General features: G+C 43.2%; 25 protein-coding genes. 11 read left to right on the forward strand and 14 right to left on the reverse strand.

From position 1 onward, the window contains the following. Positions 1-8: 8 nt before the first annotated feature. The 3 genes from FLM53_RS00995 to FLM53_RS01005 form a co-directional block, all read right to left on the reverse strand. The gene (locus FLM53_RS00995) at positions 9-1,196 is read right to left on the reverse strand and encodes an anaerobic sulfatase maturase (protein ID WP_176681074.1); all 1,188 of its coding nucleotides are present in this window, start codon (positions 1,194-1,196) and stop codon (positions 9-11) included. Positions 1,197-1,304: 108 nt separating this feature from the next. Beyond that, the gene (locus tag FLM53_RS01000; protein ID WP_176681073.1) at positions 1,305-1,898 is read right to left on the reverse strand and encodes a response regulator transcription factor; all 594 of its coding nucleotides are present in this window, start codon (positions 1,896-1,898) and stop codon (positions 1,305-1,307) included. Next, complete coding sequence (locus FLM53_RS01005; RefSeq protein WP_176681072.1) at positions 1,899-3,089, reverse strand: GAF domain-containing sensor histidine kinase; 1,191 nt, start codon at positions 3,087-3,089, stop codon at positions 1,899-1,901. It abuts the gene before it with no gap. 151 nt (positions 3,090-3,240) lie between these two features. Here FLM53_RS01005 and FLM53_RS01010 point away from each other — a divergent pair, with 151 nt between their 5' ends. From FLM53_RS01010 to FLM53_RS01050, 9 genes are all read left to right on the forward strand, one after another. After that, positions 3,241-4,764, forward strand: a complete 1,524-nt coding sequence (locus FLM53_RS01010) for an arylsulfatase (protein WP_176681071.1) — start codon at positions 3,241-3,243, stop codon at positions 4,762-4,764. A 174-nt stretch (positions 4,765-4,938) separates the two neighbouring features. Further along, positions 4,939-5,898, forward strand: a complete 960-nt coding sequence (locus FLM53_RS01015) for a MoxR family ATPase (protein ID WP_176681070.1) — start codon at positions 4,939-4,941, stop codon at positions 5,896-5,898. A gap of 15 nt (positions 5,899-5,913) precedes the next feature. After that, positions 5,914-6,828, forward strand: a complete 915-nt coding sequence (locus FLM53_RS01020) for a DUF58 domain-containing protein (RefSeq protein ID WP_176681069.1) — start codon at positions 5,914-5,916, stop codon at positions 6,826-6,828. A 7-nt stretch (positions 6,829-6,835) separates the two neighbouring features. After that, the gene (locus FLM53_RS01025; RefSeq protein WP_176681068.1) at positions 6,836-7,312 is read left to right on the forward strand and encodes a DUF4381 family protein; all 477 of its coding nucleotides are present in this window, start codon (positions 6,836-6,838) and stop codon (positions 7,310-7,312) included. After that, positions 7,306-8,301: a VWA domain-containing protein gene (locus FLM53_RS01030; protein WP_176681067.1), complete on the forward strand. Its 996-nt coding sequence runs from the start codon at positions 7,306-7,308 to the stop codon at positions 8,299-8,301. Before FLM53_RS01025 ends, FLM53_RS01030 begins: the two co-directional genes overlap by 7 nt. Next, positions 8,294-9,877, forward strand: coding sequence for a VWA domain-containing protein (locus FLM53_RS01035; RefSeq protein ID WP_176681066.1), 1,584 nt, complete (start codon positions 8,294-8,296; stop codon positions 9,875-9,877). The genes FLM53_RS01030 and FLM53_RS01035 overlap by 8 nt, the downstream gene beginning before the upstream one ends. Continuing rightward, the gene (locus FLM53_RS01040; RefSeq protein ID WP_176681065.1) at positions 9,877-11,184 is read left to right on the forward strand and encodes a BatD family protein; all 1,308 of its coding nucleotides are present in this window, start codon (positions 9,877-9,879) and stop codon (positions 11,182-11,184) included. The genes FLM53_RS01035 and FLM53_RS01040 overlap by 1 nt, the downstream gene beginning before the upstream one ends. Positions 11,185-11,284: 100 nt before the next feature. Then, on the forward strand, positions 11,285-11,662 hold the full coding sequence (locus FLM53_RS01045; protein WP_176681064.1) for a hypothetical protein: 378 nt from the start codon (positions 11,285-11,287) through the stop codon (positions 11,660-11,662). Between the two features lie 114 nt (positions 11,663-11,776). After that, the gene (locus FLM53_RS01050; protein WP_176681063.1) at positions 11,777-13,468 is read left to right on the forward strand and encodes an alkaline phosphatase family protein; all 1,692 of its coding nucleotides are present in this window, start codon (positions 11,777-11,779) and stop codon (positions 13,466-13,468) included. Between the two features lie 381 nt (positions 13,469-13,849). On the opposite strand, the gene FLM53_RS01055 is transcribed toward FLM53_RS01050, so the two are convergent. The 5 genes from FLM53_RS01055 to FLM53_RS01075 all read right to left on the reverse strand — a co-directional run bounded on the left by FLM53_RS01055 (position 13,850) and on the right by FLM53_RS01075 (position 19,576). After that, entirely contained in the window at positions 13,850-15,466 is a 1,617-nt protein-coding gene (locus FLM53_RS01055; protein WP_176681062.1) for an endonuclease, read from the reverse strand. Between the two features lie 186 nt (positions 15,467-15,652). Next, positions 15,653-16,890 (reverse strand): IS3 family transposase gene (locus FLM53_RS01060; RefSeq protein ID WP_176679224.1). Its coding sequence is split into 2 segments (ribosomal slippage): positions 15,653-16,518 and positions 16,518-16,890, totalling 1,239 coding nucleotides; the frame shifts between segments, so codons are not numbered across the junction. A 103-nt stretch (positions 16,891-16,993) separates the two neighbouring features. Continuing rightward, entirely contained in the window at positions 16,994-17,995 is a 1,002-nt protein-coding gene (locus FLM53_RS01065; RefSeq protein WP_176681061.1) for a metal-dependent hydrolase, read from the reverse strand. 178 nt (positions 17,996-18,173) lie between these two features. After that, complete coding sequence (locus FLM53_RS01070; protein WP_176681060.1) at positions 18,174-18,569, reverse strand: hypothetical protein; 396 nt, start codon at positions 18,567-18,569, stop codon at positions 18,174-18,176. Between the two features lie 197 nt (positions 18,570-18,766). Beyond that, positions 18,767-19,576 (reverse strand): sulfite exporter TauE/SafE family protein, encoded by an 810-nt coding sequence (locus FLM53_RS01075; RefSeq protein WP_171388104.1) that lies wholly within the window; start codon positions 19,574-19,576, stop codon positions 18,767-18,769. A gap of 318 nt (positions 19,577-19,894) precedes the next feature. On the opposite strand from FLM53_RS01075, the gene FLM53_RS01080 reads away from it, so the two are divergent. Continuing rightward, entirely contained in the window at positions 19,895-20,872 is a 978-nt protein-coding gene (locus FLM53_RS01080; RefSeq protein ID WP_176681059.1) for a DUF1852 domain-containing protein, read from the forward strand. A gap of 69 nt (positions 20,873-20,941) precedes the next feature. Beyond that, the gene (locus FLM53_RS01085; RefSeq protein WP_108021161.1) at positions 20,942-21,970 is read left to right on the forward strand and encodes a methionine synthase; all 1,029 of its coding nucleotides are present in this window, start codon (positions 20,942-20,944) and stop codon (positions 21,968-21,970) included. Between the two features lie 98 nt (positions 21,971-22,068). Here the strand turns inward: FLM53_RS01085 and FLM53_RS01090 are convergent, their stop codons facing one another. From FLM53_RS01090 to FLM53_RS01115, 6 genes are all read right to left on the reverse strand, one after another. Next, the gene (locus FLM53_RS01090; RefSeq protein ID WP_176681058.1) at positions 22,069-22,551 is read right to left on the reverse strand and encodes a tetratricopeptide repeat protein; all 483 of its coding nucleotides are present in this window, start codon (positions 22,549-22,551) and stop codon (positions 22,069-22,071) included. Between the two features lie 27 nt (positions 22,552-22,578). Next, positions 22,579-23,130, reverse strand: coding sequence for a class IV adenylate cyclase (gene cyaB / locus FLM53_RS01095; protein WP_176681057.1), 552 nt, complete (start codon positions 23,128-23,130; stop codon positions 22,579-22,581). Positions 23,131-23,218: 88 nt separating this feature from the next. Further along, positions 23,219-23,611, reverse strand: coding sequence for a hypothetical protein (locus FLM53_RS01100; RefSeq protein ID WP_176681056.1), 393 nt, complete (start codon positions 23,609-23,611; stop codon positions 23,219-23,221). Then, complete coding sequence (locus tag FLM53_RS01105; RefSeq protein ID WP_176681055.1) at positions 23,604-24,053, reverse strand: N-acetyltransferase; 450 nt, start codon at positions 24,051-24,053, stop codon at positions 23,604-23,606. Before FLM53_RS01105 ends, FLM53_RS01100 begins: the two co-directional genes overlap by 8 nt. Positions 24,054-24,125: 72 nt before the next feature. Beyond that, a complete protein-coding gene (locus tag FLM53_RS01110; protein WP_176681054.1) occupies positions 24,126-24,644 on the reverse strand; it encodes a GNAT family N-acetyltransferase in 519 nt (172 codons plus the stop codon). Positions 24,645-24,728: 84 nt separating this feature from the next. Beyond that, complete coding sequence (locus FLM53_RS01115; protein WP_176681053.1) at positions 24,729-25,307, reverse strand: DJ-1/PfpI family protein; 579 nt, start codon at positions 25,305-25,307, stop codon at positions 24,729-24,731. Positions 25,308-25,356 lie beyond the last annotated feature (49 nt).

Raw genomic sequence — 25,356 nt, forward strand, 5'->3', positions numbered from 1 at the left:
ACTCAAAACTACGCCGTAATACGCTTTACGAACATGGGATAAACTGCAGCCGGGTGTCCTAGCTTGATTGCCTCTAGCATTGCGGCAAAATAAGGCATTGCGTGCACAAAGAATTTTTTATATCCAAAACATAAATGATTTAAACCCGGCTCAAGGTCTGCGGTAAGAGAAGTACGCTCTTTTGGGCAGCCGCCATTGCACATTGGTCTGAAATCGCACTCTCGGCACTGCTTAGGCAGTGACTTCCACTTGTTTAAACCAAATTCAACTTGCTTCGAGGAGGATGCTAGAGCGCCTAAATCTACCGATTCTATATCGCCAACTTTATGATTTTCATAGCTATAGTGGTCACAAGAGTAAATACTGCCATCATGTTCTAGCATCATTTGTTGGCCACAAGTTTCCGAATGGAAACACATTTGACTTGGTTGACCCGCAAGAATACCGAGCGTGTTCTCAAAAAACTGAATGTGTACTTTCCCCACGTCTTCTTTGCGCCACTCATCGAATACATCACACAAAAAGTACCCCCACTGATGTGGGGTCAAAGACCAGTCTTTTTCCCCACGACGATCAAGGGAGTGCTCAACGCAAGGCTGAAACTGAATGACGTTAGAACCTAATTTTTTGAGTGTCTGATAGGTTTGCTTACCTAGATGCGCGTTGTCGTTATGCACAACGGTCAAGGTATTGAACTGTACTTTATGTTTTTGCAGCTTGGAGAGGCCACGTAATACTCGTGAGTAGCTGCCATTCCCTTTTACGTCAGGTCGGCCTAAGTCATGATTTAGCTTGTCACCATCAATACTAAGTCCGATCAAGAAATTATTCTTTTTGAAGAATTTCGCCCATTTCTCGTTGATCAGAGTTCCATTACTTTGGAATGTGTTTGAGATCGTCATACCTGAACGAGCATATTTTTTCTGCAGTTCTACAGCTCTTTCGTAAAATTCAAGACCGCGCAGTGCAGGCTCCCCACCTTGCCAACTGAAATCAACAAATTTGATGTGTTTTGGCTGAGCAGCGATGTATTGCTGGACATATGTTTCCAAGAGAGCGTCTGACATCTGCATTGTCGCACCTGGCTGATAACGCTCTTCTTTTCTCAAGTAGTAACAATAGTGACAATCTAAGTTACATTTTGAGCCAACAGGCTTAACCAAAAGGTGGAATGGGTGTGGTGATGTCATCGTCATATCTGCGCTCCTGTTGGATTTAGGATAATTATCCTTAGGCGGCCTAAATTAGACCACTAGGACATTTCCTAACGGGAGGAGATATGGATTAGAGAGGTGGCGGGTAAGTTAGATGAACTTTCGACTGTGAGCCCAAGCAATAAGCTCAGATGCACTAGCAAGTTCAAGTTGTTCGATCATCTTGTATTTGTGGTATTCGACCGTTTTAGAAGAAATATTAAGCTCCAAAGCCACTTTCTTCGCAGAAAAACCTTGAGCTAATAGTTTAAGGATATCAACTTGTCTGGCGGTCAAATCCGTCTTTTGCTCAATAATGCTTTTCAACTCATCTGGTATGTAGCGTTCTCCGGCGAGTACATTTTTCATCGTCGCTGCTAGCTCAAAACCGGCTTGATGTTTCAGTACATACCCGTCAGCACCATATTGATATGCAGCCTTAACGATCTCTGGTTCATCATGCATAGATAAGCAAACAAGTTTACTGTTTGGCGAAGTTCGCTTAAGCAGTGAAAGCGTAGTGTTTAGCTGCATACCAGGCATAGAAATATCGGTAATAATTAAGTCGGGCTGATGTTGCTTAACAAGCTGAAGTAGCTCTGTTGCGTCAACGCTAATCCCGACAACTTGGTGGGTTAAGTCCACTAAGCGGGCAATACCTTCACTGACTATCTGGTGGTCATCTGCAATTACAACGGTTGCCATTTATACCTCACTTGTTTTTATGGATAATTTAACTGTAGTTCCTGCTTTTGGATCATTACGTTTAATAACCAATTCTCCACCAATCAATTCTCCGCGTTCAATCATAGATTGAAGACCTAGCGAAGGAGATTGAGTATATGTTTGCTCTTGATCGATTCCGATACCGTCGTCTCGAATCGACAATTCTACGCGCCCGCAGCTATATGGCTTTAACGTGATTGTTACTGCAGAAGCATTTGCGTGTTTCACAATGTTGGATAACGCTTCTTGGATAATGCGATAGACATGCAATGAAACATCATTGTTAAAAGAAGTATCGTCATCAAGCTCAATCGATAAGTACAACCCTGAGCGTTCGGCTACTTGTTCAGCATGAGATTGGATAGCGGCATTAAGCCCTACTCTTTCTATGACCACTGGGTGCAAATGACGAGACAGATGCTGAACATCTTTGGTGATTGATGCGAGTTCATTGGCGCACTTCATTAGCGCAGGTCTTGTGGTTTCATCACAAATACTAGAGACAAGACTGAGCTCGATCCCTAAAGAAGCAAGGCGTTGGCTGAAATCATCATGTAAATCGCGCGCAATATTCTGTCGTTCTCTTTCTCGTTCTCCAATGATGCGTTTGTTTCTCTCAACTACATCTTGGCGGCTTTTTATTAGCTGCTCATAATGACGTACACGCTCAATACTGGATGCAATCATATTACCCAGCACTGTCGCCGCGTTTATAAACTCTTCTGAATAGCCGTCTACCTCACTAAAATTTGCACAGGCCAATAAGCCCCATGGTTTCCCCATAGCAGTTATTGGAACCAATATATGACGCAGCGGATTTTCATCCTGTAAGTGACTAGCGAGCTCAAGCAGTTCTGGTGATTCCTCACTTGATACAACAACTCCCGCTTGGATATGCCGACGATATTCTAAAACCAAGGATTCCGGAAGTTGAGATTTGACTCTGGGAACGCCTTCTCCCGCAGCCTCATAAAATCGCCAGTCACGTATTCTGGTTTGTTCAATAGGCAAGCATGATATACGGTCGACTTTTAAAGCAATTCGACATTCATGTAGCGTCTCTATGATGGTTTCTTCCATTTGTGCTGTTGGAGAATTTAATAACCGACTAGACATGGATATTAATGCTGAAGTGATTGAATCAGATAGCATTTGTAAACCTCTTTTCATTAATGAACTTCATTACCATAAACAGCAACACCCAAAATACCTAGTAGTATTTTAAGTAAGTAGCTCAACTTCAATTCGTTTAGGAATTGTCCTAGTTCAGTTCATTTTGGAAAAAAAACATACTGTGCTCATCTTATTTCAGGAGCATCTTATGAAAACCCTTTCTAAACGCTTACTAAAGAAAACCGTGCTCAGCACTGCTGCATTAGCTACCGTTGCTGCAGCACCAGCAATAGCAAAAAACACTTCAGAGAAACCAAATATACTCGTCATCATGGCCGATGACATAGGTTGGTCAAACACCTCTGCCTACAACCTGGGCATGATGGGCTACAAAACGCCAAACATCGACCGTATCGCAAATGAAGGCATGCTTTTCACTGACCACTATGGTCAACCAAGCTCAACTGCTGGTCGTGCAGCATTCCTAACTGGCCAACTTCCTGTTCGTACAGGTCTTCTAAATGTGGGCCTGCCAGGCTCTCCGGTCGGTATTCACCAAGATGATCCAACGCTGGCTGAAGTGCTTAAAGAGCAAGGTTACTTCAATGTACAACTTGGTAAAAATCACCTTGGTGACCGTGAGCACATGATGCCTCACCGCCGCGGTTTTGATTTCTTCTATGGCAACCTCTACCACCTAAACGCTGAAGAAGAGCCAGAACACCCAGATTACCCACAAGATCCAGAGTTTTTCGAACGCTTCGGCCCTCGTGGTATTGTCACGGGCACAGCCGATGGCCCAACTGAGTCGGCAGGACCTCTCACTAAGAAGCGCATGGAGACCATCGACCGTGAACTAACGGACATGGCTCTGGATTACCTAGACGACTTTGCCAAGACCGATGACCCATTCTTCATGTGGTATAACCCATCTCGAATGCACGTTTGGACTCACCTAAGCGAAGAGTGGCAAGGCAAAACTGGCTACGGTCTATATGCGGATGGTATGGCTGAGTTGGATCACTACGTAGGTGAGCTTCTAGAAAAGCTAGAAGAAACAGGCCAACGTGACAACACTGTCGTTATTTTCACTACCGACAATGGTGCCGAGAAAATGTCTTGGCCAGATGGCGGTAATACACCATTTAAAGGGGAGAAAGGTTTAACGTCTGAAGGTGGTGTGCGTGTGCCATTCATGGTTAGCTGGCCTGGTTACATCCCAGAAGGAGCTCGCAACAACGGTATCCAGTCTCACGAAGACTTGTTCACCACTCTAGCAACAATTGCCGGTGTTAAAGATGTTCAAGAGTCGTTCAAAACAAAACATGACGTTTACATTGATGGTTACGACCATACTAACGCGTGGTTCAACAACGAAGACACTGAACGTAACGAGATTTTCTACTTTGCTGAAACAGGTAATCTAGAAGCGGTACGTGTTGGTAAGATCAAAGCAACATTTATCCACCCAACAGAAGAGAGCTGGTTCGCTCCACGTCTAGCCTCTACTTGGCCAGAACTGGTTGACCTACGTGCAGACCCATATGAGGAAGCGCCAGAACACTCAGGGATGTACCTACGTTGGTACGCAGAACGTATGTTCCACTTCGTTCCAATCCAAGTTGAAGTGGCAGGTCTACTACAGACGTTTAACGAATTCCCACTGCGTCAGGAGCCAACTGCATTCAACTTAGACCGAGTGCTGTCTTCACTACCTTACCGCGAGGAATAACCCCCCTCAATCAGCGAGTACATCAACACAGGTGCGCTTTATGCGCACCTGTGTTCATTTTGAGGTCCATTTAGTAATACTCCTAGTTCACCACCACCTTCACAGTTATTACTCTAACACCATCGAATAGTTCTACTCAGCCTTCGGGCTAAACGACGTCCCTAAGGAGATAACGTGAGCGTACAAAAAAACCACTTTATTACGTTACAAGAGAAAATTAATTTGCGCGTGCTTGGGCAGGAAAAATCTGTTGAACAGTTAGTGATCGCTCTGCTTGCCAACGGTCATGTTCTTCTCCAAGGTTTACCTGGTCTCGCTAAAACCCGCAGTGTAAGCGTAATGGCTAGCCAATTAGATTCCGATCTAAACCGCATTCAGTTCACACCGGATATGCTTCCTGCTGACATCACGGGTAGCGAAGTTTACGAAAGTAATACTCAATCGCTGACATTCAAAAAAGGCCCTGTATTTACTCACCTTTTGCTGGCCGATGAAATCAACCGAGCTCCAGCTAAGGTGCAATCAGCACTGCTTGAAGCGATGGCAGAAAAACAAGTTTCGATAGCAGGAGAAACACACAAATTACCAGAACTGTTCATGGTTCTCGCCACACAAAACCCAGTTGAACAAGAAGGTACCTACCCACTGCCTGAAGCACAGATGGATCGTTTCTTAATGCAGATTTTGATTGATTATCCAAGTAAAGACGCTGAGAAAAACATGCTCAAACTCTTGCGCATTGAGAACCAAGGCTCCACTAGCAGCAAACCGCTCATGACCATCGAACAAGTGCTAGAGGCACGTCGCCATATTGATAAGATTCATGTCGCAGAACAGGTAGATCAGTACATTGTCGATCTTATCGATGCAACTCGCTACCCAGACAAATATGACGAACAGCTTAGCCAGTGGATTGAGTTAGGGGCTAGCCCTCGTGCAACCATCGCATTAGACAAGTGTTCACGTGCTCACGCATGGTTAAATGGCCAAGATTACGTGACACCAGACAACGTAAGAGCAGTGGCTCATTCAGTATTTCGCCACCGTCTAGTTTTGACTTTTACGTCTCAAAATCAAGGGGTGGATGCTGAGCAAGTCATCGATAAACTGCTAAACAGCGTTGCATTTTCTTAATTGCGGGGAGGCTTTATGACCGTCGATCTTCGTATCTATCCGACTTCAGAAAGGCTTGCAGAGCTAACGTTACTAGGTCGTAAGATCTCGTGGCAACCACCTTATCAAAAGTTGACTCCTCTCACTGGTAAGCATCGCAGTCAACAACGCGGCAGAGGGTTGGATTTTGTCGAACTCCGTCACTACTACGCAGGTGATGATGTTCGTTGTATTGACTGGAAAGTAACGCAACGAACAGGTCAACCTTATTTGCGAGTTTACGCAGAAGAAAACGATAAGAATATCGCTCTGCTCATCGATCTTAGAACTCGTATGTTTTTTGCGTCCGATGGCCATATGAAGTCTGCCATTGCTTGTGAAGCTGCCGCAATTGCCGCAGGCGCAGCCTGTCATCATGGCGATCGCGTAGGCGCTGTCATTCTCACCGACAGTGAAATAGTCACGTTACCATTTCGACGTGGCGAAAAAGCGCTCATGGCTCTTTTATATGCAATCATTGAGCAATCAAACAAACTCCCAAATTGGATAGTGTCTAAAAAAGCACCCAATTTAGAGCAAGCATTAAAGCACTTAGTCAATCTTGGATTAAAAGAGAGCCAGTGTTTTATTTTTAGTGACTTCAGCGACTACGACCAACGAAATTCTAGCGCGATGATCGACAACTTAGCTCGTCAAAATAATCTAGTGGGTATCCGAATTACCGATCCGCTGGAAGAACAATTTCCTAAGCAGAATCTAGTCATAGGTAATGAAAGCTATCAAGTCGAACTGAAGAAGAGTGATCAATCCACCAGAGCTCGTTATGAACATTACGTCCAAGAGCAAAAACAATCGCTTTCTGAGCACTTTATGCGTCATCGCTTGGCATTACTTGATATGTCCACGAAACACGATGCTTGGACACAATTACTTTCACTGACCAAACGATAGGCTTTTTATGGGCAATTCTACTCAAGGCCAAATTGTCGAATTTGGTAGTCATCTAGTAAAACGAGCTGAATGGATTGATCCACCTGCCGCAATATCTTGGCTCCCATCAACACTCACGTGGCAGTTGATTGGGTTAACCCTTGTCTCTGCGTTCATTCTTTTCTGGGTGCATCGCTACCACCAGTACCTCAAGCGCTCTTATTTGCGCCAAGCGTGGGCGCTGTTTCAACAGTATCACGCCAACAATCAACTCGCTTCGATGGCTGGTTTAATAAAGCGTCTAGCGAATCAGCATTGGCCAAATGAATCTGTAGGTTTAATGGATAACCAACGCTTTGCTCACTTCATTGCGAACAACAGCCATGGTCGCCTCACCGCAGATCAAGTAAAGGACCTAATGAACACCAGTTATCAGCCTGCTCCTTCACTCGATCCTGCCACGCAGAAGGCCATATACCAGTGGTTTAAGGAGTTAACATGTTAACCTTTACTTATCCTTGGCTAGGGCTTTTGGCATTACTTCCAATTGTGATGTTTTTCAGCCCAAAGTACTTCACTCGTCATAGTGCGCTGCGCTTTAGTCACTTTGAGCGTTTAATTGAAGTCACCGATTCTAAGCCAACCACTGGGGCAGTCGTCATTCCGCCGATTTGGTGGCAACGGATTCTTATTACAGTGACCTACCTAAGCCTAGTGGTCGCTGTGACAAAACCAGTTTGGTTAGGTGAGTCCGTTTCAATAGAAAAAAGTGGTCGTGAAATGATGGTGGCCGTCGATCTTTCCGGATCTATGGAGGCTCGCGATTTTGTCGATGCAGACGGTATCAACGTTCGCCGCGTCGATGGCGTTAAGTTACTGTTGGACGAATTTTTATCACAACGCGAAGGTGATCGAATCGGCTTGATTGCATTTGGCGATGACGCCTACCTACAAGCCCCATTTACTGATGACTTCGCTATTATTGCTCAGCTACTCAATGAAATGGACGTACGAATGGCAGGAGCGGGAACCGCCCTCGGTGATGCGATTGGTGTGGCCGTCAATCACTTCGAACATTCAAACAGTGCCAACAAAGTATTGATCCTCATGACGGATGGCCGTGATACCACCAGCAACTACCCTCCCATTGACGCAGCCCATTTTGCGGGTGAAAACGACATTACTATCTACCCCATTGCCATTGGCGACGCAACCAACGTTGGTGAGGATAGCATCGACTTAGAAATGTTAGAGCGTATTGCCAATTACACTGGCGGCCAGGTATTTGAAGCGCTCAATGGGCAAGATTTAGTTGAAGTATATAGCGCACTAAACGAGCTCGAAGCAACGCTTTTTGATAGTTACACCATACGGCCAAAAGTCGAACTCTATTACTGGCCACTTATTGTCAGTTTATTCCTCAACCTACTGACATTAGTTGTTGCTGCACTTCGCGGGCAAAGTAATACGAATAAAGGAGACAAAAATGGCTGAATTTCATTTCATTCGACCATGGTTACTTTTGTTAGCCATTCCTTTAGGCATTTTGGTCTATGTCCTCAAGAGAAAAGTAGACAACAGTGAACGGCTTCCTATCGCCGCTCACCTGTTGCCATTTCTCAATGCAGGAGAAAGCCAAACGCGTTGGTTTTCTCCTCAGAACTTGCTACCACTTTTCCTAGGTCTGCTGACTATCATTGTGGCAGGTCCAACATGGCAGCCAGAACCTGATACCCACGCAAAAAACCAATCGCCGATTCTATTTGTGGTTGATTTATCACGTTCAATGGGTGAGTCCGATATTGCACCAAGTCGCCTTGAAAATGCCAAATTGAAGTTATCCGACCTATTAGAATACAAATCTGATGGGATTATTGGTGCGTATGTCTATGCTGGCAGCGCTCATATGCTCATTCCACCGACAGAGGATCGGGAAGTGCTTGAACTGTATCTTTCTTCTTTATCAACAAACCTCGTCCCTAGACAAGGGAAAAACCTGCCAGCTGTCTTGGATCAGATTGCCCAGCAACAGACAGAGAGTAGCATCCCAGCAAGCATTGTCGTTGTAACAGACAGCCTCGATAACAGTGCTGCTCAAGCCATAGAGAATTATGAACGTACCTACAGTGATCAAATGATCGTTTGGAAATTTGGTTACAACGAAACTGTCGGTTCTCCCTCGGATGTCCGTCTAATTCAAAGTACTCCTGACCATAGCGACGTTCAAAGTATTAGCCGATGGATAGACAGCTTCAGTTACTTTGATCCAATGGATGAAGATATACAATGGCAAGAAGCCGGATTTTATCTCGTCTTCCCTGCTCTGCTGTTTAGTTTACTTTGGTTTCGCCGAGGCTGGAGTATCCGTTGGGTTCCTAGCTTATTGATCAGTATTGTTGCTCTCAGTGCCTTTCAACCAAGCCCGGCTTTAGCAAAGTCGTCGACTGATCTCACCACGTGTGATTCACTGTCAATGAGGCTCTTCCTCACGCCAGATCAGCAAGGACAATGGTTTTATAATCAAGGCAATTATGCATGTGCTGCACAAGCCTTCATCGATCCTGATTGGAAAATTGAATCCCTCATGCGCAATCAGCAGTGGGAATGGGCGCTGACCATGCTCAACAATCAGCCGGACTCTCTCGAAAAACGCTACAAAGTGGCTCTTGCTTATTTGCATATTGACCGTTTTCGTTCATCAGAGCGTTGGTTTGAACAAGTATTAGAATTAGACCCACAGCACCCACAAGCACTTCACAACCTTGATTTACTTGAAGAGATTTTCGACCTCATGGCTGATCGTGCGCAAGGCCAAGGCACCGCCGGAGAGGACATGACTGCCGATGTCATTTCCACACTAGAAGAAGATATAGGAATTGAAGAACCTGAAGACAAAATTGAAGTCATCAACAGTGCAGATTTAATGGCAGAAGAGCATTTGACTAAAATTTGGCTGGAGCAAGTTAAATCCAACCCTGAAGTGTTCCTTCGCAATAAGTTCTCTATTCAACTGCAGCAAATAGACAAACCCGTTTTGGTCGGCGAGCACACCCAACAGGAGGTGAAGTAATGAGCACGTTCAAACGTTTCATCGATGATATAGGGACCGCCATCGCTTTTGGCATGATACTCATGGCAAGTTTAAGTGCTCAAGCATCCATCTCTACAAATGATCCACTGTCGCTTGCATCTTCTCAACCGCCAAACACAGTGAATACGCAGTACCATGCCCGCTGGGCTCTAAGTAGTGAAACCTTTACAGAGAGGCAACGCCATACCGTTTTCCTAGAACTTCTCAGTGACGCAGCCATTACTGATGTCATCAACGTTGAAACGATTTCAGCCAAAGATCTCTTTTTTGAGCAAACCACCACATTTTGGCAATACACTAGGCCAACAGAAAACGGCAAACGTGTTGAAAAAGCAGCATTAAAGTTAGAACTATTTCCAGCTAAACCTGGAGAGTTCACTTTACCAGGTATCAACATCACCCTTGGCCGTAGTGACAACGTGGTTACTATTCCAACACAGCCATTGAAGATCACGGTAAAAGCACTTCCTGAGGCTGCGAAAGGTAAGATTGCCTCTCCTAACGTCACAGTAGAGCAAACTGTCAGTGACGTAGAGATCACTGAAGGCGGCGCGGTAACCCGTTCAGTCTCTCTCAATGTTGCTGATTTGCCGGGGCACTATATTTCAGAACTGCCATTGATTAACCAGATTGAAGACGTTGAAATTCGTACTGGCAATAGCCAAACGACAACCCAAACATTCCGCGCAGATATGACTGGCACACGCATTACAGATATTCACTATCGATTTGTTCACAAAGGGCAATACATCCTACCTGAACTGTCATTCCAGTGGTGGAACACAACAAAACGTAAAGTAGAGAAAATTTCGCTGCCAGCCATAACGGTGGAGGTCAACTCTGCACCACCTTTGCCTTTAGATCAGCGTATTGAGCTATGGAGTTCAAATATAAAGCTGTGGTTGGAAGAACAACGTAAAACACTCATTTTAGGGTTGTTAGTTGTGCTTGGCTTATGGCGTTTACGTTTTAAGTTTTCTCACTTATGGAAAGTGTTAAAAGTGCAGAATCAAACTGCCCTTCACTCTTCTTTTGTAAAACGCTTAATAACCATTTTTTGGGTTGCTGTAGGGACAAAAAAATGTGCCAGCCAAGCACTTTATCAATGGTTTTCATATCATGGAATTTATGACCTAAACCATTACCCAACACTGAAAAATGGCATCCGTACTAACAAACAAGGTCAGTGGCATTTAAAACGCTGCATAGTTGTTTGGGTGTTAACGAATGAAGTCAGACAACAATGGCGAGTAAAGTACCGATTAAAGCAGATCAATCCTGCGTAAATTCGTAAAGCTAGGACTAGGGAAAGTCCTAGTTAATCTCTTTTAGTAATCAATGTAATGTTTGAGTTACTTACACGGTCAACCACAAAGAGTTGTTAATATGAAATTTAACAAAATCCTATTTTTTTTTGCCGCATTAACCTGCACGAATGCACTTGCAAAAGATACCGCTACGCCTGAAGCAGAAGAAAAGCGGCCAAACAAACCATTCGTTATTACTGGGGATGAAATTCAACCACTCTCAGATACTCACTGGCGAATTAAAGTCTCCTACGCTGAAGCCGTCAAAGTTCGTTGCATCGCGTTTGATGAAAAAGAACAAGCCGTTGCAATCGATTCTATCGCTGTGATTCCGCCTTTTTCTGTGTCTGATATGTATACACGAGAAGACGATGGCAAGATCGAGGAAGTAAAATGTTGGATCACCAGTACCCGCTCGGAAGATCTAGCCAAAGACTACATTCGTCATGATACTTAGAATGCACCAAAGCAGTTAGTGATTGGACACGATTACAGCATGCAGTGATGAATCTGAACGTAGAGAGAAAAGCTCGTTTTGGAGCGTAACCATATCGAAAACTGGATTAACAATATGAAGAACCTTGTCGTTAGTACCCTTGCACTCAGCATGTTATTTTCTTCAGGTGCTGTCATCGCAAACGAAACCCAGCCAAAACTCATTCTGCAGCTTACCGTTGACGCGCTGCGTGGTGACTTACCCAATCGATTTAAACACAATTTTGGTGAAGGTGGTTTTAGGCTGCTCTTAGATGAGGGCGTTCACTATACGAATGCACACTACCAACATGCGAACACAGAAACGATTGTAGGACACGCAGCCCTTGCTACAGGCGCACCTCCCGCAGTAAACGGCATGATTGGTAATGTATGGTACGACCGAACTCAAGAACGTGTGGTGTACAATATCGAGGATACTAACTACAACTTATTGGCAATCGATGCTGACATCGATCAATCAACAGAGATCGATTCTACCCAACGCGCAGCACAAGGCGATGGTCGGTCACCGTTAAATATCCACACTTCTACAATTGGAGACGAAATTGTTAAAGCCTATCATGGTAAGTCTCGCGCCTTTTCTGTCTCTTTTAAAGACAGAGGGGCTGTGTCTTTAGGCGGTGAATTAGGCAAAGCTTTTTGGTTCTCTAAATCTGCCGGCGCATTTGTAACGAGTGATTATTACTACGACAAGAACCCAGCTTGGGTTGACGAATGGAATGCCAAGGATTTTACTCAACAGTACAGCGGTAAGCGATGGGAACTCACTCTACCCCAAGAAAAGTATCTATTTTCTGATGATGGTGATGTCGAATATAAAATTGACTTAGCCAATTTTAGTCGTAGTTTCCCTCACCCTTATGGCCCTGCTAACTACCCATACTTCACTACACTATTGAGCTTAAGCCCAGCAAGCGATGAGATCGTTGCAGATTTTGCAAAATCTGTCATTGACTCAGAAAGTTTAGGTCAAGGTGAATACCCCGATTACCTTTCGGTTAGTTTCTCAGCGACTGATTATGTCATCCATATGTATGGCCCTTCTAGTATCGAGGCAGAAGACAACCTAATACGTCTTGACCGCACATTAGAGGATCTATTCGCTCATGTGGACAAAACGGTTGGGCTTGATAACACACTTATAGTGTTGTCAGCAGATCACGGAGCCCCTGACGTCCCGGGCTACGTGAATGCGTTAGGTGGGAATAAAGCTGACTATTTTGGCATTGAAAAAATGAAACAGTCAGGCGTTTTTGAAGTGGTAAAGAAGCGTTTTGGATTAGGTGAGGATGTTGTTCGCCAATATGCCGATCCCTACCTATACCTGAACCATGAACTGATTGAATCAAAAGGCTATAAAGTGTCAGAGGTTCAGACTGTTATCGCCCGCGCATTAGAAAACATCGATGGTATTAGTCAAACAATTACAGCGACAGACATAATGAAAGGTCAACTTTCAGATACGCGTATTAATCGACTAGTGGCTAACAACCATCACCCCACTCGCTCTGGAGATATCTATGTGGTTTACAACCCAAATGTGTACATCAACAACTTTGATGGTTTGAAAGTAGCCTCAGTTCACGGGTCTCCATGGCGCTACGATACTTTCGTTCCTATCTTTTTTGCAGGAATGGATATCAAGGGTGCTAAAGTTCACCGGGAAGTCACCCCTTATGATATAGCGCCAACTATCTCTCAATTTATGGAAATCAACTTTCCATCAGGTTCGACAGGCAGCGTACTCACAGAGGTCGTTCCTTAACCCATAAGTTTTAGTTATGAGATACGTAGCGGATAAGAAAGTCTGGCCACATAGTGAGAGTTTTGTCATAAGAATAAGTGAGTCAAATTGTACAACTTAAAGCCAGGTTCAATCTTGCTCTGGCGCACAATGGGGCATAAATGAGCTACAGCTTCCCCTAAATTAACAATTCAGAGATAACTAAAGGTATGGAAAGTCGCTTAACGTAGCGTCCAGTATTGATGGTGCAGATCACTGACAAGTATGCGGGTCTTCAGACAATATGCTTTTTTCAAATATTTAAAATCATGTTCTCTACTGCCTCTCAATAAAAAAGCCCAAACAAAGGGTTGGGCTCAATTCAATAATCATGAAACCATTGTCACGGTGGTTATATTCCGATTAATTTCCCCAGATTTGGCTTACAAACTCTGGATGGTCAATAAACGGATTACGATTCCCTTGAAAATCATGCACCGCCTTATTCCGATCCATTTCTTTTTGACTTACTGGATCATCAGAATGCCAACGCTTTAGCATAGTAAGTAGCCAAGGTTCAAAAACAGTTGTATTGGTTCCATCTAGAACGGCATCAGAGCTTGTAGAGTTCCCATCCCAATTAGCGATTTCATTTTCATAACGTGTTGCCATGTAGAAATATGCTCTTGCGAAATCACCTTTAAACTCATCAATTGGCTCAAACACCGTACCCACATAACCAAGAGAGTTCGCTGCATTGCCTAACTTAGAACCGTTGCTTGATGTGTATGTCGCGCTACTCACCTCACCAAATGGCCAATTACTACGTTTCGAGTTAACGTAGCCGTCAGTGGCAAATAAATGGTGACCGTCAGAGTTCATTGGTTCGACTTTCCCACCAAACCAGCTTTTCGGGAATGAGTGCTCACGGTTGTAGCAATCACCTTCTTTGCTGTATTGACCACATTGATCGACCACCTTAGTAAATTGGATTGAATCTAAGCCTGAAGGTTTCTCCGAATACATATCGAGAATTGACCCATCAGTGTCATAGTATGCGTCTAGGTCAGCCTCAGACACCAACGTCCAAATAGCGGTGTAACCCTGACTACTATGATTATCAATAATTTGATATAAGGCCGTTTTTAACGCAAAGCCCATTTTGCCTTCAGCATCTTTGTAATACTCACCTAACACTGGTGGTTCAGTTGGTGGTGTAGTTGAGCTACCAATCGTAAATTCTGTACTCTGACTTGCTTGGAAATCACCACCAGATGCCACAACGGTTCCGTTTACCGACAAACTGTATGAACCATTCCCCACACTGCAGCACATTCCATCCCCATAAGAGTCTGAGACTTCTAGGGTGTAGCTACCATTCGCTAAACACATTTCCACTTCATTGATGGTGTTACTTTGATAATCTGAACCAGAAAAAAGAGTTTGAGAAACTGAGTTTTTGAGAGACCAACTGGTTTCAGAACCATAGTTATCCGTCGCTAGCGTGAGTGCGGCACTTGTGTCATTGCAGCTTTGTGTTGGTGGAGTCTCCGTAGGCTGAAAGTTATCTAAATACACCACTTCCGAACCATCAAAACCTGCATCATCATAAAATCGTACGCCCACAACGATATCTTTAGTGCTCGTAGCGTTGTACGAGTGAGTCAATGCTTGCCACTGATTCGTTAAACCATTATTCGAGTAACCTAAATAGCCATCAACAAAAAGGCGAGCTTTCACGTTGCCTTCCGTGTGGTAAACATCGACAGAGAAATCATAAGTTTTCCCTTGTTCAACACGTATCGTTTGAAGAAAATCGGTATTACTTTGAGTACTTGTATTCACTGTTACTTGTGCTGAGAGACTGCCGTTATTTACAGGATCGGTAGAGAGCGAAAGTGCAATGCCGGAGTCAATCACACTCCAACCAGATGGTACGTTTCCTTCCCAGCTTTCGAAACTTCCATTTTGCATTTGCGCATGCGCACTCGTTGAACAAAGTAATGCAACGCCACTTAGTGTTATTATTCTATTTATCATGTAACCTTCTGTTTAATTGGATAAAAACCAACTAAGCTTAGAAAGTAATCAAAAAATGAATGGAGATATACATCACATTTATAAATGTAAGCATTATGGGATTTATCAATATATGTGATGTAAAGCAATATAATATCGACCAGTTAAATAAATGTCTCGTCCTAAAATACGTTGACAGTATTTCTACTAAGCCAACAGCGCCAGCTGTTGGCTTTTTTCATGCACCTCATTTGGAGTTTTCATCATGAGACTGAGGTGCGGCCTCATATTGTTATAGATATTGATAGACTCTTTTACTAGTCGTTTAAGCTCCTCAAGACTCTTACACCTATCAAGTAAGAACTCTTGTTTCAGGATCCCGTTTATTCTTTCTGCTAAGGCATTTTGGTAGCAATCATAACCATCTGTCATCGAAGGCATTATGCCGCTAGTTTTCAGTTTATCTTGATATACACCTGAGCAATACTGTAGACCACGATCTGAATGATGGATACAAGAATGATGATATCGACGCTCTTTGATAGCCATATCTAGCGCTTTCACGACATCCGTCGCTTTCATTTCATTACTCAGCTCATAACCCATTATTTTTCGGCTAAAAGCATCTGTAACCAATGATAGGTAGTGAACTCCTTCATCAGATTGAACATAGGTTATATCGCTCACCAACACACTCTCTGGACTACATGGCTTGTAGTCCTTTAATAAGTTCGGGTGTTTCTTCATCCAATGCCGACTATTGGTCGTTTTTGTAAAACTACGCTTAGGTCTTACCAACAATCGCTCAGCGCGTAAGTAGTTGAAAAGCGCATCTCGGCCTAACTTGATACCTTGTTCTTGTAGTCTGGGTTTTATTAAAAAATAGAGCTTCCTAGTACCAACCCGAGGCATATAGCGCCTAATATCCAACACCATTTTTTTAATCGGTTTAAGCTCTAACCGACGGTGATGAGCTCGCTTTTCTCGTTGATAAACACTCTGCCTTGTTATGCCGCAAAGCCTACATACTCGAACTAGACTTATTCCTTCTTGCTTTTGAAGGCTTCTGGCTCCTTGGCTAGATACTTTTTTCTGAGACTGGTTCCGTGCTCAGCATCAAGGATATCAACCACTCTATTTAAGAAGAGGTTCTTGATTTTTTCGTCTTCCAACTCTTTTTCAAGACGTTTTATTTTCTGTGCAGGCGATTCTTTAGGCTTAGGTGATTGGCTCATGACATTCATCCTTGGATTTTGCGCCCAATTCATCTTACCGTGCTTTCGAAGCCAGGTTAAAACGGTTGAACGGCCTTGGATACCATAAATGGTTTGGGCTTGTTTATATGTCATATCGCCTCTTTCTACAGCGGCGACGACCTGTAATTTAAAGCCTAGTGTGTAATCACGCTGAGTGCGCTTAACGTAGGTATTATTTGAAGTAGTCATAATTCGTCCTCAATGTGTAAACACATTTCAGGACGAGACAAAACGAAAAAAAAGGCTGAGCAGATTACTGACTCAGCCTTTTTACTCTCAAGACCTCTAACCATCAATCGCCTGTCAACATATCTAAGAAGATCTGTCTGGACTCGAGTGTGTTATCTCTATGGGTTTCGTACTTTATATGTGTCTCTGCATCGGCAAATTGAGACAACTTGATGCTCCAAAGTGCTTGCAGTTGGTTCGGTACAATTGAATATCGAACATCGATAACACGCAGATCATCCATTGGGTCTTGTGCCACGTAACCATTTGAGAACCAGCGAAAACGCTCAATGTCTTTTGCTTGCTGTGAGTTAGGGTCAAGCCACGGGAAATCCTGACTCACATTAAGTTTAGCAATAGAGTCTCCAGGGTAGGTTTTAACAGAAGTACCAACTCGAACAGCATCTATGTAGTATCGAGATTCTGTTTCGTACACTACTTTCCACACTAAGATATTTGCAAAACTCGGCTTGGCTTCTAACCGAATAGGCGTATGTTGGCGTTCTTGTGCTAATTGCCATCCTATCGCTTCTGTTCTATCCCTTTGAATCATGCCTAACGTCGGATAAATCAAAGCCCACAGAAACGCAATACGAGCCAACCAAGGGGCTCGCTTCCATGTCGCAAACACAAGTAATATCAAGATAGGGAGTGTATATACAGGGTCGATAATCGAAATGGTATTCCAAGCATAACGTTCATTGGTGAGCGGCCAGAACAGTTGAGTGCCATACGTAGTACAAGAATCGAGTAAAGCATGTGTGCCATAACCTAACGCGCAATACAGCCAACTCTGTTTAAACGAGAGGCCACGCCTTTTCGCAATCAAAGGATACAAAATCAGAGCGCAAATCAGGCTGCCAATAGGGATAAACAAGAGTGAATGGGTAAACTGCCGATGGAACTCCAATGCGAGTAAAGGATCACTCTCAGATCGAATAAACGCATCTAAATCTGGCGCCATTCCAGAGAGCAAACCTAGAACCCCAGCGACCACCAAATATTGTTTTTTACTCGCCGATTGTGACAAAGAAGCACCTAGCACGCCCTGCGTTAACGGATCCATAAATCACTCACTTTTAGCATTCCCTTGAATTGAACAAGTACATTTAGCTATAGCAGTGAATCCGGTTAAACAACAAGATTTTGTCAACATACTCATAGACATAATCGTATAAATGTAGACGGGCAAACAAAAAAGAGCAGACTGATGACTGCTCTTATTAGGTTCTCATTACTCGTATTTAATCACGTGATGGTGTCGTCTTACTCAGCAATAGCTCCCAATCGGATAGCTCAACCTGCCCTTTGCGTATATTCACCTTGTGGTAACCTTTTTCGGTTAAGGATTTCACTTCAATAAAAACATGACCCAACACAGACTTTTTAACCACTAGGTTCGCCTTAATACCATGCAAATACACGTTCCCATCATCTAAAGACAAATGGCTTTTCGTGAGCCTTGAGGCAAACATGTAAACCAAAGTCATGAGGGTAATTGAGATGATGAAAGGAAAAAGCTGCAATTCAGTTTGATAAAAGAAACTGATCATCAGAGATACGATCGTATAGGTTATCGTCATTGATAAAACAACGTTCCATTGCGGCCCATTACCTTTGAATGAGATTTCCCGTGCCATCATAGATTCCTTCGAGTAAGTGCTTGAGCATATTTGAGATATTTATAAAACGGGACAAGTTATTATGAGTGGTGATGCATTTAAAGGGCTGAATTACACTATTGAAGTGATCAGATCGCAATTAGACATTTACGTGGTGTTTCACACATAAATATCTAATTAAGTCATCAGCCGGATAGGTCGTGAACTGCCTAAAATTAACGAGCCACCATGCTTGCCGCGATAACAACCAACAATACTGAGAAGATCTTCTTGATGGTTGGAACGGGTAAATGGTTTGTCGCTTTTGCGCCTAAAGGTGCGGTGAACCAAGACGTACACACGATACCCAATAACGCTGGTAAATAAACAAAACCTGCAAAGCCATCAGTTAGAGCAAAGTGGCTACTGCCCGACGTGATGTAGCCGATAGAGCCAAATAGCGCGATGACAATGCCACACGCAGACGCACAACCGATCGCCTTTTTCATATCGACCGAAAAGAACGTGAGCAATGGAACGAGCAACGCACCGCCACCAATCCCTATCATTGCAGACAATCCGCCAGTAATGGTTGTCAGAACTGTTAATACACCTTTATTCGGTAGCTTTCGCTCTTTAGGCGCGTCGCTTTTACTGCTTAAGAACATCTTAATCGCGATAAGAACAACGCTCACAGCAAACACGATACGAACCACCTTTTCCGGTAATAACGCCGCCATAAAACCACTGACCAAAGCACCAAGGGCAACACCCAACATGATCCAAGGTGCTAAATCCCAAGGCACGTTGCCGTTTTTGTGATGAGCGAGTGCAGATGAGGTTGAAGTAAATAAAATTGAAGCCAATGAAGTCGCAATCGCAGCGACAACAACTTGGTCAGATGGTAGAACGTCTAAATAAAGTAAAATGCTGCTTAACACAGGAACAATAATCAGCCCTCCACCAATGCCCAAAAGCCCGGCAAGAAAACCAACACCACTGCCTAGTAACGCACAGTAGAAAATCAACAACAGCAATTCACTCATTTCATCCATCTCTTATTCAATTAATTATCTTAAAGAACACAGTATTAATGTGGTTATATTTCCATTAAGCTAATTAATATAACTGACACCGACTTGAATGTTCAAACATATAGATCATGAAGATTCTTCATGATGAATGTGAAGTAATACCATTATTAATCCCACTCCCATCCACGTATAAAAACCTTAAGCAAATAAATTTATACGACACTTTTAGTGAAGACAGCCTCGATTCTTAATCCGGTCACACGCAAAAATAAAGCATTTAATTATTAAAGACCGAGAGAATCAGACAACGAATTGGGATACCAGATCAACATGAATAATGAATTTAACTTTACGATTAAGAGCATTAGCCTCGACGAAAACTACCAACCTGCAGACAGCACGCGTATCACAACTAACTTTGCTAACTTGGCTCGCGGAGACAGCCGTCAAGCGAATTTACGTAATGCACTACAGATGATTGACAACAGTTTCAATGCTTTAGCACACTGGGACAACCCAAAGGGTGACCGTTACTCTGTAGAACTTGAAATCATTTCTGTTGATATGGACATTGAAAGCAACGGCGAAGCCTTCCCTTCAATTGAAGTGCTAAAAACAAACATTCTGGACCACAAAACGAACGAGCGCATTGAAGGTATTATCGGGAATAACTTCTCTTCTTATGTTCGTGATTATGATTTCAGCGTATTACTTTTAGACCATAATAAAGGCCAAGATAAATTCAGTATTCCAGCCGATTTTGGTGATTTACATGGCAAGCTGTTTAAATATTTCGTTAACTCTCAAGCGTACAAAGAGAACTTTAAAAAAACACCTGTTATTTGTTTAAGTGTTTCAGATAATAAAACCTATTACCGTACTGAAAACCAACACCCAGTATTAGGTTTTGAATACCAACCGAATGAGTCTTCTTTAACTGAACAATATTTCAAGAAGATGGGATTACAGGTTCGTTATTTCATGCCGCCAAATAGTGTCGCTCCTTTGGCTTTCTATTTCTTTGGTGATCTGCTGAACGATTACTCTAACCTAGAGCTTATCAGCACCATTAGCACTATGGGTACTTTCCAGAAGATCTACCGCCCTGAGATCTACAACGCGAACGCTGTTGCAGGTAACTGCTACCAACCAAACTTGAAAAACTTGGATCACTCACTGACTCAAATCGTGTATGACCGAGAAGAACGAAGCAAGCTAGCTGTTGAACAAGGTAAGTTCGCAGAAGAAAACTTCATTAAGCCATACCAGTCGGTACTAGAAAACTGGTCTGCCAACTACGCGCTGTAATCGCTCTACTTTACGCGCATTAGGAAACGTACGATCCACTTTGGGAATCTAAGGACAGGCAGAATTATTATGAAAACACTATTACCGACTTCAACAGCAGGCAGCTTGCCTAAGCCATCTTGGCTAGCGCAACCAGAAACACTTTGGTCTCCTTGGAAACTGGAAGGCGACGAATTAACGGATGGCAAGCAAGATGCACTGCGCGTGTCTCTGCATGAACAACAACAAGCAGGCATCGATATCGTGAGTGATGGCGAACAAACCCGTCAGCACTTTGTGACCACCTTCATTGAACACCTGAATGGTGTCGATTTCGAGAAGCGTGAGACCGTTAAAATCCGCGACCGCTACGATGCAAGTGTACCGACTGTTGTTGGCCCAGTTTCTCGTCAGAAATCAGTGTTTGTAGAAGATGCGAAGTTCTTACGTCAGCAAACCGACCAACCAATCAAATGGGCTTTGCCAGGGCCTATGACCATGATTGATACACTTTACGATGCGCATTACCAAAGCCGTGAAAAACTGGCGTGGGAATTTGCAAAGATCCTTAACGAAGAAGCCAAAGAACTTGAAGCTGCAGGCGTTGATATTATTCAGTTCGATGAGCCTGCATTTAACGTGTTCTTTGATGAAGTGAATGATTGGGGAATCGCTTGTTTAGAAAGAGCCATTGAAGGGCTTAAATGCGAAACCGCAGTGCACATTTGCTATGGCTACGGCATTAAAGCAAACACAGATTGGAAAAAGACATTAGGTACGGAGTGGCGCCAGTATGAAGAAGTCTTCCCTAAACTACAGCAATCCAATATCGATATCATCTCGTTAGAGTGTCACAACTCTCACGTACCACTTGAACTGCTTGAGCTTGTTCGCGGCAAGAAAGTGATGGTTGGCGCAATTGATGTTGCTACAGATTCTATTGAAACACCGGAAGAAGTGGCTAGCACTCTAAGAGAAACACTTAAGTATGTTGATGCAGACAAGCTCTACCCTTGCACTAACTGCGGCATGGCTCCCCTACCTCGCGACATTGCCTCAGCTAAGCTGAATGCACTCAGCGCTGGCGCAGAGATAGTTCGTAAAGAGCTTTCAGCGTAACGGCTGATCTGAATAGAACAGCTAAATCTTGAAGCCTAAGTATCGAATGATGCTTAGGCTTTTCTCGTATTAAGTGAGGCGTGCTATTCGCAGTTTGTTTACCACGTTTTATCCAAGTCTTGAGCATATAAGGAGATCGCTCTTTGGTACTCTTTGATCGCATCACTATTGGTTGTAGAAACCAACAACTCAAGTAGCAGAGACGTCGCTTCTTTATGTCGGCCTAAATTGTACAAACACATCGCGTAGAAAGGCTGAACTTCAAGGGAATCAGGATACTCAGTCATCGTCTGTTCGAAATAGCTTAAAGCCTCTGCATATAGGCCTAGGCTTCGATAAGTACTCGCCAAACCGAAAAGCGCATCAAAGCGTTCTGTAGAAGTAAGTCCGCCCAAAAGAGACAGCAAATAATGCTCGATGGCCTGCTGTTCTTTGCCTTGATTGTCGTAAGACCAAGCTATCTGCAAGTGCGCTTTCGCAGCATACTTTTCATCATCGAGTAGTGTCGCTAACAAGTCTCGTGACTCTTGATACTTGGCTTCTTTTCGCAACTCGATGGCTTGTTTAATAATGGTGTCCATAACTCTCCCTGACGCTTAAGCGCTGTGCTATGCGTTCATTTCCTCAAACATCTGTTTATAAGATTGAGTTTGTAGTGCTGATTGAGTCAGCCCAAATCGACTGGCTAATAACTCCAATTCATCTTTGTAAACCGATAACTTAGACTCATCGTCCGTCATGATAGCGAACTCTGCAAAATCACCGATACCCTTTAGTGAGTCGACAGTAATATGAAATTCGCCCACGAAGTAGATACTGCGTGTCTTCTGTGCTTTTAGAATCACTTCGTAACCTAAGTTCTCAAGCATACTCTTGGCATTCGAAGCATCGGTGATGTTTGTCGCTTCACATCGGTCAGACTCTGGGCCTTTTACAATCCATAACTTAATGCCCGATGGCTCCATAGTCCGAATGCACAAGCTTTTGTTTTGAGCTTGTAAGCTTCTGTCTGGGCTATCGAAATACCAATCGCACTCAAGATTATCTTGGAGCATCACTTCATGGGGAATAAGACTCAATGTCTTCAAGAATTCTGATTTAGAATCGAGACGATACTTAAGCTCTACTTCGTATTTACCCTGGAAATGGTCGTTAGTCATATACTAGCTCGGTGCAAAAAATGGATACTAGCACACCACCAGAACCTAAAATACAAACTGGCGCACAACACAAACTAAAGAAGTGGAACTATGCACGGCAAGCTAATACACGCTGCCATTCATCTTGGTTCATGGCCCCTTTCGGAAGGTAAATATTGCGTTTTTGCATCGCACCTTTCGTGTAGGAAAGCTTAATAACAGACCCGATACCAAAAGGAAGAATATTTCCCTGTAACTTGATATCGCAAGCGTAACCATCGAAACAAACATGGTTGTTCGATATTTCAAAAGAGCGATTGCGGAACTGCCACCATAGCGTGACGACTTTTAATACCGCGACAGCACTGAACATCAAACCAATAGTAGGTAGTGATTGAGGGTTACCATCAAATAACCAATAAATAGACACTAATAAGAACGCAGCGAGTGCGAACTCAAGCAGAGTATATTTAACAAAATTTAATCGGATACGGCTAACCATGATGCCTTCCTTGTAGTGAATCCAAACGTAACTCCATTTCAACCAAGCCTTTAACCTCGGAAAGTTTGGTGAAGCCTTTTGATTGATAAAGCCTAATAGCGGGGTTCTCACTGAACACACGTAACACTAACTGAGTCGATGCTTGATTGTTCGCATGTTCGATCACTAAATCTAAACACTTAGCACCAAAGCCTCGGCCTTGATGTTCAGCTAATATCTGAAAGTCTCTGAGAAACGTGGTGTCACTGGTATAGCTGAATCGAATAACTCCAATACGGTTACCACCAACATAGACTTCATAGTTATCCAGCTCATCCCAGCTTCGTAAAAACTGACTATGGCCCCAAGCGATACCGCGAGCCTGATAGTAACTCGCCATATTCGTTTTGGTGATCGATTCAGCGAACTTAGGATCTGAACCTTTGACCAGATCTACTTCCATATTGTTTTCCTTACCTTCAAGTTGCTCCCTAATACTGCATCCAAAAATGCCATAAGTATTGAATCGAAAACGTTAAGAAGATTTAAGAGACATATCTGCGTCTAAAGCCTTTTCCAACCAAATTGAACTGATGTATTGGCCATTTTTCTTTGCATATTCATTGAACACACCAACTTCTCGAAAGCCAAAATGCTTATGCAGAGCGATAGATGCCTCATTAGGTAATGCCACACCGGAAAGAACTCGATGAACCCCGAAATCAATGATTGATGCGAAGAGCTGAGAATACAACTTAGAGCCTATCCCTTTACCTTTTGCATCTTCAGTTAAATAAATGGTGACTTCAGCTGTATCTTCAAATGCCGATGTAGCTCTGTATTGTTGAGAGCATGCGAAACCAAGTAACGAGTCGTTTTCGGTTGCGACGTAAAGTTGATATTTACTATTGCTCGAGAATTGAGAGAACCATTGCTGTCGATTTTCCAACGTAAACTTCTCTTCTTCAAAGCGCGCATTGGTATGTTCAATATAAAAGTTGAAGATATCAGTAACTCCTTCAACGTCAGACAATGTTCCTATTCTAATATCCATGTAATGTCCTTTTTAATTGTGCTTAAACACCCAAACCAACACATAAAATACACAACACACTTAGATTCATCTTTCGAGGGTGAGCTATGTACATTCCAGCCAACTGTACTCCATTTGACACGCAACTTTCTTGGCAAACTTTAGGCCGTTATGTACTGATACCAAATGTAAGCTCATGTCTATACCTGCCGAGATACCGCCAGATGTAGTGAATTTACCTGATGCCACCCATCGTTTATCACTGATCACATTTAAACTTGGGAATTGCTGCGCTAAGTCGGAGATGTCTTCCCAATGAGTGGTTACTTTTAACCCCTCAAGTAACCCTGCTTTAGCTAAAAGAAATACACCAGTACAAACAGACACGACTTGTGAGGCCGATTCTGAAACAGAAGATATCCAGTCGAGCACATTTGGCTTGTTCATTTCGTCAGTATGCACACCACCAACGACCATCAACAAATCTATTTTGGGGTGGTTATTTAACGAGTAGTCGGGCAATACCTTAAAACCGCCGCGAGCTATAACCGGTTCTGCAGTTTCGGAGATTAAGAATACATTTAGATCTTCAGCACCTAAGCGCTTTGCTGTACTGAAAACTTCAAACGGGCCAGAGAAGTCGAGAACTTCTGCTTGATTATAAATATAGATTCCGATGTTCATTGCACCTCCATGTACAACTTCATTAATAACTAGAATTAGCCATAAACAT

Origin of the sequence: Vibrio sp. Scap24 (assembly GCF_013394185.1) — a bacterium.
In the GTDB taxonomy this organism is placed as follows: Bacteria; Pseudomonadota; Gammaproteobacteria; order Enterobacterales; family Vibrionaceae; genus Vibrio; species Vibrio pomeroyi.

Bases quoted from the DNA above. Each gene is read 5' to 3' on its own strand.
- FLM53_RS00995 (WP_176681074.1), bottom strand. From the start codon at position 1,196: ATGACGATGACATCACCACACCCATTCCACCTTTTGGTTAAGCCTGTT.
- FLM53_RS01000 (WP_176681073.1), bottom strand. From the start codon at position 1,898: ATGGCAACCGTTGTAATTGCAGATGACCACCAGATAGTCAGTGAAGGT.
- FLM53_RS01005 (WP_176681072.1), bottom strand. From the start codon at position 3,089: ATGAAAAGAGGTTTACAAATGCTATCTGATTCAATCACTTCAGCATTA.
- FLM53_RS01010 (WP_176681071.1), top strand. From the start codon at position 3,241: ATGAAAACCCTTTCTAAACGCTTACTAAAGAAAACCGTGCTCAGCACT.
- FLM53_RS01020 (WP_176681069.1), top strand. From the start codon at position 5,914: ATGACCGTCGATCTTCGTATCTATCCGACTTCAGAAAGGCTTGCAGAG.
- FLM53_RS01025 (WP_176681068.1), top strand. From the start codon at position 6,836: ATGGGCAATTCTACTCAAGGCCAAATTGTCGAATTTGGTAGTCATCTA.
- FLM53_RS01030 (WP_176681067.1), top strand. From the start codon at position 7,306: ATGTTAACCTTTACTTATCCTTGGCTAGGGCTTTTGGCATTACTTCCA.
- FLM53_RS01035 (WP_176681066.1), top strand. From the start codon at position 8,294: ATGGCTGAATTTCATTTCATTCGACCATGGTTACTTTTGTTAGCCATT.
- FLM53_RS01040 (WP_176681065.1), top strand. From the start codon at position 9,877: ATGAGCACGTTCAAACGTTTCATCGATGATATAGGGACCGCCATCGCT.
- FLM53_RS01045 (WP_176681064.1), top strand. From the start codon at position 11,285: ATGAAATTTAACAAAATCCTATTTTTTTTTGCCGCATTAACCTGCACG.
- FLM53_RS01050 (WP_176681063.1), top strand. From the start codon at position 11,777: ATGAAGAACCTTGTCGTTAGTACCCTTGCACTCAGCATGTTATTTTCT.
- FLM53_RS01055 (WP_176681062.1), bottom strand. From the start codon at position 15,466: ATGATAAATAGAATAATAACACTAAGTGGCGTTGCATTACTTTGTTCA.
- FLM53_RS01065 (WP_176681061.1), bottom strand. From the start codon at position 17,995: ATGGATCCGTTAACGCAGGGCGTGCTAGGTGCTTCTTTGTCACAATCG.
- FLM53_RS01070 (WP_176681060.1), bottom strand. From the start codon at position 18,569: ATGGCACGGGAAATCTCATTCAAAGGTAATGGGCCGCAATGGAACGTT.
- FLM53_RS01075 (WP_171388104.1), bottom strand. From the start codon at position 19,576: ATGAGTGAATTGCTGTTGTTGATTTTCTACTGTGCGTTACTAGGCAGT.
- FLM53_RS01080 (WP_176681059.1), top strand. From the start codon at position 19,895: ATGAATAATGAATTTAACTTTACGATTAAGAGCATTAGCCTCGACGAA.
- FLM53_RS01085 (WP_108021161.1), top strand. From the start codon at position 20,942: ATGAAAACACTATTACCGACTTCAACAGCAGGCAGCTTGCCTAAGCCA.
- FLM53_RS01090 (WP_176681058.1), bottom strand. From the start codon at position 22,551: ATGGACACCATTATTAAACAAGCCATCGAGTTGCGAAAAGAAGCCAAG.
- cyaB (WP_176681057.1), bottom strand. From the start codon at position 23,130: ATGACTAACGACCATTTCCAGGGTAAATACGAAGTAGAGCTTAAGTAT.
- FLM53_RS01100 (WP_176681056.1), bottom strand. From the start codon at position 23,611: ATGGTTAGCCGTATCCGATTAAATTTTGTTAAATATACTCTGCTTGAG.
- FLM53_RS01105 (WP_176681055.1), bottom strand. From the start codon at position 24,053: ATGGAAGTAGATCTGGTCAAAGGTTCAGATCCTAAGTTCGCTGAATCG.
- FLM53_RS01110 (WP_176681054.1), bottom strand. From the start codon at position 24,644: ATGGATATTAGAATAGGAACATTGTCTGACGTTGAAGGAGTTACTGAT.
- FLM53_RS01115 (WP_176681053.1), bottom strand. From the start codon at position 25,307: ATGAACATCGGAATCTATATTTATAATCAAGCAGAAGTTCTCGACTTC.